General features: G+C 62.1%; 9 protein-coding genes. 8 read left to right on the forward strand and 1 reads right to left on the reverse strand.

Features of this window, described 5'->3' with window-relative positions; genetic code table 11:
• Nucleotides 1-398 precede the first annotated feature (398 nt).
• Genes EKD05_RS24260 through EKD05_RS26135 form a run of 3 tightly spaced genes read left to right on the forward strand, consistent with a single transcriptional unit; the run spans nucleotide 399 to nucleotide 4,079 of the window.
• Complete coding sequence (locus EKD05_RS24260; protein WP_165360948.1) at nucleotides 399-1,400, forward strand: site-specific DNA-methyltransferase; 1,002 nt, start codon at nucleotides 399-401, stop codon at nucleotides 1,398-1,400.
• Nucleotides 1,397-3,859 (forward strand): DEAD/DEAH box helicase, encoded by a 2,463-nt coding sequence (locus EKD05_RS24265; RefSeq protein WP_129678028.1) that lies wholly within the window; start codon nucleotides 1,397-1,399, stop codon nucleotides 3,857-3,859. The genes EKD05_RS24260 and EKD05_RS24265 overlap by 4 nt, the downstream gene beginning before the upstream one ends.
• A gap of 52 nt (nucleotides 3,860-3,911) precedes the next feature.
• On the forward strand, nucleotides 3,912-4,079 hold the full coding sequence (locus EKD05_RS26135) for a hypothetical protein (RefSeq protein WP_165360949.1): 168 nt from the start codon (nucleotides 3,912-3,914) through the stop codon (nucleotides 4,077-4,079).
• Between the two features lie 156 nt (nucleotides 4,080-4,235).
• Here EKD05_RS26135 and EKD05_RS24270 read toward each other — a convergent pair whose 3' ends face one another.
• Nucleotides 4,236-5,507: a calcium/sodium antiporter gene (locus EKD05_RS24270; RefSeq protein WP_129678030.1), complete on the reverse strand. Its 1,272-nt coding sequence runs from the start codon at nucleotides 5,505-5,507 to the stop codon at nucleotides 4,236-4,238.
• Between the two features lie 601 nt (nucleotides 5,508-6,108).
• Here EKD05_RS24270 and EKD05_RS26140 point away from each other — a divergent pair.
• The 5 genes from EKD05_RS26140 to EKD05_RS26580 all read left to right on the forward strand — a co-directional run.
• The gene (locus tag EKD05_RS26140; protein WP_165360950.1) at nucleotides 6,109-6,258 is read left to right on the forward strand and encodes a hypothetical protein; all 150 of its coding nucleotides are present in this window, start codon (nucleotides 6,109-6,111) and stop codon (nucleotides 6,256-6,258) included.
• Nucleotides 6,259-6,351: 93 nt separating this feature from the next.
• A complete protein-coding gene (locus tag EKD05_RS24275; RefSeq protein ID WP_129678033.1) occupies nucleotides 6,352-7,824 on the forward strand; it encodes an ATP-binding protein in 1,473 nt (490 codons plus the stop codon).
• A gap of 14 nt (nucleotides 7,825-7,838) precedes the next feature.
• Nucleotides 7,839-8,534 carry a response regulator gene (locus EKD05_RS24280; protein WP_129678035.1) on the forward strand — a complete coding sequence of 232 codons (696 nt, stop codon included), beginning with the start codon at nucleotides 7,839-7,841 and terminating at the stop codon, nucleotides 8,532-8,534.
• A gap of 123 nt (nucleotides 8,535-8,657) precedes the next feature.
• Nucleotides 8,658-10,019: a ferric reductase-like transmembrane domain-containing protein gene (locus EKD05_RS24285; protein ID WP_129678037.1), complete on the forward strand. Its 1,362-nt coding sequence runs from the start codon at nucleotides 8,658-8,660 to the stop codon at nucleotides 10,017-10,019.
• 669 nt (nucleotides 10,020-10,688) lie between these two features.
• On the forward strand, nucleotides 10,689-10,920 hold a 232-nt coding region (locus tag EKD05_RS26580; protein WP_205704076.1), incomplete at its 3' end, for a hypothetical protein.

Raw genomic sequence — 10,920 nt, forward strand, 5'->3', positions numbered from 1 at the left:
TGAAAAGACCTCACAGGTCTTCTCGCCCCGATGAGGGTCTCGTCCAGACCTGTGAGGTCTCGCCATGTCTCGCCATGTCGATCAAGGATCACGCGATGAAAAGACCTCACAGGTCTTCTCGCCCCGATGAGGGTCTCGTCCAGACCTGTGAGGTCTCGCCATGTCTTGCCATGCCGATCAAGGAGCACGCGATGAAAAGACCTCACAGGTCTTCGCGCCCCGATGAGGGTCTCGTCCAGACCTGTGAGGTCTCGCCATGTCTCGCCATGCCGATCAAGGAGCACGCGATGAAAAGACCTCACAGGTCTTCTCGCCCCGATGAGGTCTCGTCCAGACCTGTGAGGTCTCGCCATGTCGATCAAGGATCACGCCATGAAAAGACCTGTAAGGAACACCGCATGGCCCTGAAGCAGAGCATGGCGCTGAGCAACCAACACCATCTTGCGCCGCGCATCCACCCCGCCGATGCCCGCGATCTCTCCTTCCTCGCTGCCGCCAGCATCGATCTCATCGTTACCTCGCCGCCCTATTGGCGTCGGCGTGATTATGGTCACCCGGATCAGCTTGGTCAAGAGACGACGCCAGGGGCATATATTGAGGCGCTGATAAGCATTCTCAATAACTGGGCGCGGCTGTTGCGTCCGCACGCGTCGGTCTTTCTTCATCTTGGCGATACCTACCAGGATGGCTTTCTGGCGGGCATTCCGGCGCGCTTTGAGCTTGCCGCCCGTGAGGCAGGATGGAATGTGGTCAATCATATTGTCTGGGCCAAGTCGGTTGGGCGCCCCGAGCCGGTTGCGTATCGGCTGTCGTCGCGCCACGAGGCGGTTTTTCAGCTCACGCGGGCAAAGGATGCTTCCGCGATCTTTTTCGACCGCTACGCGCTGGCCTGTGATCGTGCGAAGGCGGCGAACCCAGGCGATGTCTGGGCTGAGGAAGTGGATGATGCCCTGGATGATCTCCGCATTGGTGTAGACGATGCAGATTTGGATGATCTCTGGTATCTGCACCCAACCCGGAGTCGCAGCGGACACCCTGCTCCCTTCCCGCCAGACCTTGCCCGTCGTGCGATCCTGCTCGCGTGCCCCGAGCATGTCTGTACGGTCTGTGGTACGCCATATACGCGCCAACTCGCGCCGAGCGCCGAGCTTGATGCTAGCCGCCCGCAGGCGCGTCGGGCGATGGAGTTGTTCCGTGAACACGGCTTGACAGAGGCGCATCTGGCGGCGATTCGTGCGGTCGGTATCTCGGATGCTGGTCAGGGCAAGGTGATCCAGAAGGGCGCTGGGCGCAATGCGGCCGAGGTGCAACGGCTCGCCGATGAGGCCAAAGCAGCGCTCGGGGGCTACTTCCGCGAGTTTACGTTTGCGCCAAAGCGGATGGTTGGCTGGAACCGGTGATCGAGGAGACAACGGGGCGCAAGCTCCAGGCGCTTGCCTATGTAGTCGCGCAACTCGAGCAGGATCTCAAAGATCTCCTGGTGCGTGCCGCAGCGCCGCCCTTGGTGCGCAACCTAAAGCGCCTGACTGGCGTACCGCCGCGCAGCATGCTCTGGTACGAATACACCAGGCTCAACCAGGCCCTGGCCGAGCTCGACGAGCATACGCTGCGGGCGATGCCGGCCCACGAGCGCGAGGCCCGCTTCAAGTCGGCTCATCTACGCGAGCGGCTCGAGGACCAGGCGAAGCTTGATGCGTACGATCAACTTCAGAAGACCGTGCAGCACCCGCTTGATCTGCCGGCCAACCTCTTGATCTACCGGCTCAATCGCGACTCCTACGAGTTCAATGTCCGCCCGCCGGCCCTGGGCTACGCGCTCGCCCCAAAGAGCGACCCGGCCTTTCTGAGCCGGTCGGCCTACCCACTCATCGACGGCACCGGCATCAAGATCAACGGGCGACTCGCGGGCTCAGTCGCCGAGGCCGGCTTGACCAGGGTCTCGGTTGTCGCGATCGACCGGGTGCGTGGCCTGATCGCCCTCAAGCTCTGGCACGCCAACTGCGCCCTGGATCTGGAGCGGCTGGGTATCGCTGATTTTCGCACGGATGTTATGCTCGACCCCGTCGGTGACGATTATCTCTCGAAAAAGCTGGCGCTCACGCTTCAGGGCATTGGCCGCCCGGCCTCGGCCGGCGAGGACGCCCAGGCGGCACGCGCCCTGGGCTTGACCGATGCGAGTGTGCCGACGGCAAGCTCGGAAAGCCCGGCCTCCGCGTTTCTCTGGCAAGCGCCGGTTCTGGCCGCGACGCCCGTTACCCGCGCGACGACCGCTGCCCAGGCGCACTTGGAGGAACGTGGCGTAGCGCTCAATCCCTCGCAGTGGGCCGCCTGGGAAGCCGCCCTGACCCGACGGCTCGCACTGATCTGGGGTCCGCCAGGGACGGGCAAGAGCCAGACGCTGCGCGCGATCATCGCTGGTGCGGTCTGGGATGCCCATCAGCACCGGCAACCGCTGCGACTCCTGATCGCCTCCAACAACTACACCGCCATTGACAACGTGCTGATCGGTGTCGACACCCTGCTCGCACAGGTGCTCCCAGGGCAGCCCTACCGTCTCTTTCGCATCCAAAGTCAGTACAACGCCCCACCCGCCGAACTCCAGAAGCATCCTGCGATCGAGCCGGTCATCGTCAAAACAACCCAGGCCCCGGCTGACGTGCAGAACCTTCAGACGCTGCTCGATGTCCCAACCGAGATTGTCGTCGTCGCTGGCCCACCGCAGCAATTGCACAACCTCGCCATCGCGACCAAAAACAAGTCAAAGAAAGAGACCGCCGAGCGCACCCAGCAACGCTGGTTTGATCTCATCATCATCGACGAAGCCTCGCAGCTCGGGGTTGCCGAAGCGACGCTCGTCGTCTCGAAGGCCGCCGAGGGCGCCAGTTTTGTGCTCGCCGGCGACGACAAACAGCTCCCGCCGATCCAGCCCGCGACGCCACCCGAGGGGCTAGAGCACGTCGTCGGCTCGGTCTACAACTACATCCGGCACCATCACCATGTGGCCCCACTGCCCTTGCAGATCAACTATCGCTCGTGCCAGACACTGGTGGACTTCACCAAGCATGCCGGGTATGATCCTGGCCTCCGTGCGTATCACGAAGATCTACGGCTCACACTCCTGGCCCCTGGCTTCCCCGCCGTACAGCCCACCGCTTGGCCCAAGACCCTCTACTGGACTCCCGCCTGGGCCCAGTTGCTCGATCCGCAGCATCCTGCAACATGCTTTATCTACGAAGACGATATCGCCGGCCAGGCCAATGACTTTGAGGCCGACGCAGTCGCCGCGCTACTCTGGCTGCTCTATGGCCGCCTCGACCAACAGCTCACCGGCGAGCGCCAGGGCGCAGCGTCCGCCCCACTCACTGGAAGGCCCGCCGACGCCCAACGCTTCTGGGATCTCACCGTAGGCGTCGTCACACCCCACCGCGCCCAGATGAGCAAGATCGTCAGCCGCCTGCAAGCGATCTTTCCTGAGCACGACCCAACCGCGATCTGGAATGCCGTCGACACCGTCGAGCGCTTCCAGGGGCAGCAACGCGACGTCATCATCGCCTCGTTTGGCCTCGGCGACGCCGATCTCATCCGCAGCGAGGACGAATTTCTCTACAGCCTCAACCGCTTCAACGTCATGGCCTCACGCGCCCGCGCCAAGCTCATCGTGCTCGTCACCCGCTCGCTGGTCGACCATCTCGCTGATGATGGCGACGTGTTGCAGGAGTCACGGTTATTAAAAAACTACGCCGAGTCATTCTGCCACGTACCCACCTCGATCGTGCTTGGCTTTCGTACGAATGGCATGGATACGCTGAGGCCTGGAATACTCAGGGTACAATCGTGGTACTCTAGGGGCCTGTCTTAGCGAAGCGTGCCTGCATAGCAGGCTGTCGACATCGAGAAATGGAGACCCGGGATTGAATACCAAAACTCGAGATATCTTGAGCCTTGTGATCGTGGGCTTTTTAATTGCCAGTCTGCTCTTTGGCTGGAATACGCTCCTCATGGGAGGGTTGGCGCTTGTCGCCTTGCTTATCCTTGTGGTGCTCGAGTTGCGTGCTCGTCGGACGCATCCTCCCTCGTAAAGATGGCAAAGCATTGAGGATCGATGCACTGAATCACGGGCGCTACTTGACTGGAGAGCGTAGAGCGCAGAACGAGACTCTTCGCGTCGCGCCTGAGCAACCCAACGCGCCGGAGAGACCTCACAAGTCTTGAAGACCTGTGAGGCCCGCGCTTCGTCACTTCCGCTCCGCCGAAACCGAGGCTTGCTGACGCTGCTGGGTACGAAAAAACTGCACACTGGTCCAGACCAGGGCCACGGCGACCACGGACAACACGAGCAGCATCGTGTTCTGGAAGGTTTCGCGGGCCGGGTTGTTGGTGGCCACCAGGATCAGGAAGGCGGTGTACGCAACGTAGCTGCCCAGAAAGACGATGCCCTCCCAGCGAGCGATGGTGAAGCCGGTGAAGAAAATTGGCAGACAGGCCACCGCGACGGCGATCATGATCGGCAGGTCAAAACTGATTACCTGCGGGTTCACGTTCAGCCCGCCCGGCGTCACGATCGCCGAGAGGCCGAGAATGCCGAGGATGTTAAAAATGTTCGAGCCAACAATGTTGCCGATGGCGATGTCGCGCTCTTTGCGAATGGTGGCGATGATTGAGGTGGCGAGCTCGGGTAATGAGGTGCCAGCGGCGACGATTGTCAGGCCGATGATCAGGTTGCTGACGCCAAGGCTACGGGCGATCGTCGTTGCGGAGTCGATCAGGTAGTCTGCGCCGAGCATCAGGGTGCCGAGGCCGACGGTAATAAAGCCGACCTGGTGGGCGAGGTCGCCGCCCTTTGTGGTGCCACTTTTGCCAAAGAGCGAACCGGCGATGAAGAGTGTCGTGCCGGCAGCAAGCAAGCCGGCCACTGCGACATTGAACCAGCCGAAGAAGAAGCCCGCCACAGCCAGGGCCAGTACTGCTATCGCCCCACCGAGCCAGAGGGGACTCTTCGCAGCGATGATATCGATCGTCACTGACTCCTCGGTGCCCTTCGCCGCCGCCGTCTCTCGGCGGCTCGCGATCACCGACCAGCCAGTGTAGCCAACGATGCCAGCGAAGAGCAGCATGCCGTCGAGCAGGCCGATCTTGCCGTCGAAGGCCAGGAGCAGCAGCAGGAAGGAGATGCCGATCATGATCGGCACTTCGCGGCGCACCAGTTGCCGTGAGACCAGCAGCGGTAGAATCAGCGTGCAGACACCGAGGATGAGCAGCACGTTGAAGATGTTCGAGCCCACCACATTGCCGACAGCGATGTCGGGGTTGCCCGCGAGGCCTGCCTGGATGCTCACCGCCAGTTCGGGTGAACTTGTGCCGAAGGCCACCACGGTCAGCCCGATCACCAGAGGCGCGATACCAAAGGCCGCGGCGACACTCGACGCGCCCCGCACTAGCAACTCACCACCCACTACCAGAAATGCCAGCCCGGCCACCAGCATCAGCAGGATCGTAAACCAGTCCATCTTCAAGTCTCCTTATTCGTCCAGACGCACGCTCACTTGGAGGAGCGGGGCCGGGTGCGCGCAGCGCCTCGGCTCCGTCGCATCAATCCTCTTACGACCGCGATCCCAGCTAGTGACGTTCCGCTGTGCGGTTAAGGGTTGCCCCACCATGGCCCGCTGGATGCCCGCATTACTCATTTGCTAGATGGCCTCGCTCACACCAAAAAGCGAGACCGTCACGGCGTCCTTAACGTCGCGATGGTCTCGCCTGTCGTATGCTTACGACCTGAGCACCGGGTGAAACACCGGATTGACGACGCTCAGTTCCGCACAAGGCGGATGGCTACTCCCCAACAGGAATGGTGTGCAACACCTGCTTCGTAGCATAGCACAGAAATGGGCTGGGGGGGTTTGGAAAGCATAAAGATCTGCGCGGATCGCGAGAACGGTCGTTGGAAAGTATGTGGTGTCAAGACGTGCAGACCCAAATGGTTCCCAAATACTGGGTAGGCCACCAGACATATATACTCGTAAAGGAACTTCGTGCCCATCGGCCTTGTTATCCGTAGGAACGTGGTCGACGCACAATATACGTGAACGATTGACAAGAAAGGGTGATCATATGCGTATCCAGCAACAGCAGCAGGTTAGTCGCCGCAGTCAGGCCCGCAAAAGCTCCAATCTTGGCCTGACCATTCTAGCTCTCACGATCACGTTGGTCGCGATGGGCCTGGCCGCAGTCGTGATGGATCTGCTCTTCCACGCGCTCTGAGTCTTCAGCGGCTAGATATACGCGTTCTTCCGCCGGTTCGGATCGATGCAGTGGGACTCAAGAAGACCAGCCTGACGGTATATAATAGGGAGTATGGCTATCCCTTATTTTACCGCGCTTCAGCGGGCGGTCGTGCCGATGATGCGCACGCCGCTCGCCCAGGTTGTGCTCAGTGTCGCAGCTATTGGTCTTATCACGATCCTCATGCTTCAACAACAGGACGTGATCCATTCGGCTACTGCGGCACTGATCTATATGCTTGTGGTGCTCCTGAGTGCCATGCGCTTTGGGCTCCACGCCAGCCTGCCCGGTGCCCTGCTCGCCTCGCTGGCCTTTAGCTACTTCTTCGTTCCGCCCTATGGTGGGTTCGCCCTCACCTCACTCGAAAGTGCCGTGCGGCTCGGGTTCTTTCTGAGCGTCGCGCTGCTGGTCAGCGGATTGGCGAGCGCGGCCCGACGTCAGGCGCTCATTGCCGAACGCCGTACGAGCGAATTGAGTGCCCTCTACCAACTCAGTCAGGCTCTGAGCGCCGAACTGACGCAGGAGCGCATCTCACCCATCGTCGCCCAGATGACGCCTCAGATCCTCGCTGTCCCCTCGTGCCAGGTGCTGCTCGCCGAGGCAGGCGATGCGCCGCCCCCGCTTGACCTCGCCGGGGAGTACGAGGATGTGCCGTTGTACGCCGAACAGCGCCCGATTGGCGTGCTCCGCGTGCGCCGCCCTGTGACCGGTGTCCCATACAACGCAAGCGAGCACGAGTTGCTGGCGACCATCGCTGCCCAGGTGAGCCTGGTGCTCGAGCGGGTACGGCTGAGCGAGATGGCCGGGCAGGCCCGCGCCCTGGCAGAGTCCGACCGGCTGAAGTCAACGCTGCTCTCGCTCGTTTCGCACGATCTGCGCACCCCTCTGGCCGTCATCAAGGGCCTGGCGACCAGCCTGCTCGACCCGGCGGTGTCATGGAGTGACGCCCAACGCCGCGAGTTGCTGGACACGATCAGCGCCGAGACCGACCGGCTCAACCGGATCGTCGGTGATCTGCTGGAGATGTCGCGGATCGAGGCGGGGGCTATTCCTCAGTCTCGGTCTTTGCACGACCTGGACGAGTTGATCGGCACCGTGGCTGGCGAGTTGACCACCCGACATCCGGGCATCCAGTTGATCTTCGCCGTGCCTGACGACCTGCCCTGGGTGCGGATCAGCTATGGCCAGATCGAACACGTGCTGCGGAACCTGCTCGAGAATGCGGTCGCTTATGCTCCGGCGGGGAGCTTGATTGAAGTTGCGGCGCAGGCCGAAGGGCCGCAGATCCGCGTGGAGGTGCGGGATCGAGGGCCGGGAGTACCTGCCGCGCTGCGCGAACGCATCTTCGAGAAGTTTGTGCGCGCTGCGGCAGCCGAGCGCCATGCGGCTGGCACTGGGCTGGGCCTGGCTATCTGCAAGGGGCTGGTCGAGGCCCACGGCGGAAAGATCTGGGTAGAGGCGCGGCCCGGTGGCGGGGCGGTGTTTGCCTTCACGCTGCCGGTTGCCAGCCGGCAAAGCACGCCGCCTCGGGCGGAAAGCGCATAGGGGAGGAGTTGGCCATGGCGCGAATTCTCGTGGTGGATGACGAGCCGCAAATCAGGCGTATGCTGCAGACCGTCCTGAGCGCCTATGGGCATACGGTCGCGATCGCGCCGGATGGTGCTGCTGCGGTGACGCAGGCGGCGAATTGGCAACCAGAGGTCATGATCCTCGACCTGGGCCTGCCGCAACTCGATGGACTGGAGGTCGTGCGCCAGGTGCGAAGCTGGTCACGGGTGCCGATCATCGTGTTGACGGTGCGAGGTGCCGAGCAGGACAAGGTAGCCGCGCTCGATCTGGGTGCCGACGATTATCTGACCAAGCCCTTTGGGATGGACGAATTGCTGGCCCGCTTGCGGGTGGCGCTGCGGAACGCGGCTTGGCGCCAGGGGGCCGACGAGCCAGTCGTGGTCTTTGGTTCGCTGTGCATCGACCGGGCGCACCGACGTGTCTTGCTCGCCGGGCAAGAGGTTCGGCTGACCCCAACGGAGTACCAACTCTTGACGCTGCTCGCCGCAAGCGCGGGCAAAGTGCTGACCCACCAGCACATCCTCACCACGATCTGGGGGCCAGGTGCAGCCGACGACATACCAATGCTCCGCGTATTTATCACGCAACTGCGCAAGAAGATCGAGCCGAACCCTGCGCAACCCATCCTTATCCGCAATGAGCCAGGTATTGGCTACCGCTTCCATGCCCCGTTGGATCCCCCGTAGGTTTCGGCGCGCGTCACGGAGGAAGGGCTCGCCTCGCAGGGTTTCACCCGTCAGGCCGATGAGCGGCAGCAGACGGGGCCTGTGCATCGCCGGAGAAATCGCCCGCACCGACAGAGGAGACCGATGATTACTTTCTCGCGCCTTACACGCTTCCCCTCGCTTGACGTCCTGCGCCGACACACACCAGCTACGCTCGCTGTGTATGTGCTCTGCGCGTATATCGCGCTGATATCGCTCTACAATCTGTGGCTCGGCATTGATGTGCGCATTGCCGGCAAGATCCTGGCCTTGCCTGGCGACACTGCCGACCCGATGTATGAACTGGGCACGTCGCTAGGCTTTTGGGGCTTTCTGCTCTTCGCGCTCAACTTTGTTATGGCAACGCGCTGGCGCTGGGTCGAGCGGCTCTTCGGCGGTCTCGACCGCGTCTACACCCTGCATGGGCTGCTTGGCCGTTGGACGCTCGCCCTCATCCTGCTGCACCTGGGGATGCTGACGGCACAGGCGCTGCCCGATTGGGGCCTTGCTGCCACCTATGTTGTACCTGGCCTGAACCTCTCGTACACGCTCGGCGGGGCGGGCGTTTTGTTGTTGACGTTGTTGGTGGCGGCGACGATCTGGGTACGCTTCCCCTACCAGCGCTGGCTGGCCTCGCACCGCTGGATGGGCGTGCCGTATATGCTTGGTGGTGCCCACGCGATTGTCGCCCAGGGCGATTGGTATCTGTGGCTGCTGACGGTTGTCGGCAGCTACGCCTGGGTCTACCGCTCGTTCCTCTACCGTTGGTGGGGCCCGCGCCACAGCGGGACGATTCACCGCGTCATCGAGCTCCACGGTGTCACCGAGTTGACGATCACCCTGGGCAGGCCCCACCATTTTCAGCCGGGGCAATTCGTCTTTTTTACGGTCACACGCGCTGCGGCCGGCCTGCCGGATGAACAGCACCCCTTCTCGATCTCCGCCATTGTAGACGAGCGAACGTTTCGTCTTTCCGCGAAGCACTTGGGCGACTACACGGCCCGCCTGGCCGAACTGGTTCCCGGCGATGAAATAATGGTCTTCGGCAGTTATGGCACCTTCGGGGCGCGCGGTCTGGCGACAGGCAAGGCTGCCCTCTGGGTTGCGGGCGGGATCGGCATCACGCCCTTCTTGAGCATGTTGCGCCACCTCGCCGAGGGCCAGGCCGCACCCTCCAGCGACATCCAGTTCGTCTGGGCGGTGCGCGACCAGGCTGACGCGATCTATCTGGAGGAGATCCTGACGCTGGCGGATCGTCTGCCGCAGGTTCGCTTCCACCTTCACGTAACCACGACCGATGGACGACTGACGGCGGAGCGGCTCGAGGCACTGACCGGCGACGATGGAACGGCGCGCCGCATCCTGCTCTGCGGACCGACGCCGATGATGCATGCGCTCACGACGCAATTGGCCGCTCGGGGTATCCGCCGCAGCCAGATCATCAGCGAAGAGTTCGCCCTCCGCTAGTGCGGTGCCGAGGGCCAAGTCGTTTTTGGGGCACCGGCCCGCCCATGTCACCCCGAACGAACGTGAGGGGTCTTCCATGCCGATCCGGGAAGCTTCCTCACGGCGCCTACAGCTTCGTTCGGCATGACCGTCGAGCCGTTGCGCTCCGACCATGAGGTTTTGTTGCTCAGAAGGAACATGTCCCGAGGCCAGTCGCGCCCTGAGCAACAACCGCCCATAGTAGCGCGGGCTTCCAGCCCGCATGGGGTGTGCGGGCTGGAAGCCCGCGCTACCATGGCGCACGGAGCGTCTGTTGCTTAGAGACGTTGATCCGCGGCACGGGCGAGATTCGCGTTGAGAGCTTCGCCGAGACAATGCGCCGCATGGCTCTGGCGGTGATCAGCCCCGACACGCACCAAGAGAAGATACCATCGCCCTAGCCTCGCACCCTCCCGGCATTGACAGGAAAACCCCGACCTGGAACAGACCGTTTGCCTGCTACCTGCTTCTCAATCCCAGAATTATACTTAAGTTGCGCTACAAGCTATGATCCAAGCGCAAGCAATGAAGTGCGTTACGAGCGCAACGTCCAACAGAGGTGAGACGTTGGCGCCCACGCAGTGATTCAGTGGAGCCAAAGACCGCCGCGTCGTCACGGGGCCTGGGCGATCTTGGCAGTAGGTAGCTGTGATGAAACAACTTACTTTTGCCGTCATCTTTGCCCTTATCCTCCCGTTCACCATCCTCTTAAGCGGAAGTATGAGGCTGGTTGTTGCGGATGGGCCATCAGATGATGTGATGATGTTGCTGACTAAAGACTGTGAACTACCATCATCGACGCCGACCTGTGAACTACCATCATCGACGCCGACCTGTGAACTACCATCATCGACGCCGACCTGTGAACTACCATCATCGACGC

This window comes from Candidatus Chloroploca sp. Khr17 (assembly GCF_004138165.1).
Classification (GTDB): Bacteria; Chloroflexota; Chloroflexia; order Chloroflexales; family Chloroflexaceae; genus Chloroploca.

Excerpts from the sequence above, each read along its gene's own strand:
- EKD05_RS24260 (WP_165360948.1), top strand. The coding sequence starts at position 399 with ATGGCCCTGAAGCAGAGCATGGCGCTGAGCAACCAACACCATCTTGCG.
- EKD05_RS24270 (WP_129678030.1), bottom strand. The coding sequence starts at position 5,507 with ATGGACTGGTTTACGATCCTGCTGATGCTGGTGGCCGGGCTGGCATTT.
- EKD05_RS26140 (WP_165360950.1), top strand. The coding sequence starts at position 6,109 with ATGCGTATCCAGCAACAGCAGCAGGTTAGTCGCCGCAGTCAGGCCCGC.
- EKD05_RS24275 (WP_129678033.1), top strand. The coding sequence starts at position 6,352 with ATGGCTATCCCTTATTTTACCGCGCTTCAGCGGGCGGTCGTGCCGATG.
- EKD05_RS24280 (WP_129678035.1), top strand. The coding sequence starts at position 7,839 with ATGGCGCGAATTCTCGTGGTGGATGACGAGCCGCAAATCAGGCGTATG.
- EKD05_RS24285 (WP_129678037.1), top strand. The coding sequence starts at position 8,658 with ATGATTACTTTCTCGCGCCTTACACGCTTCCCCTCGCTTGACGTCCTG.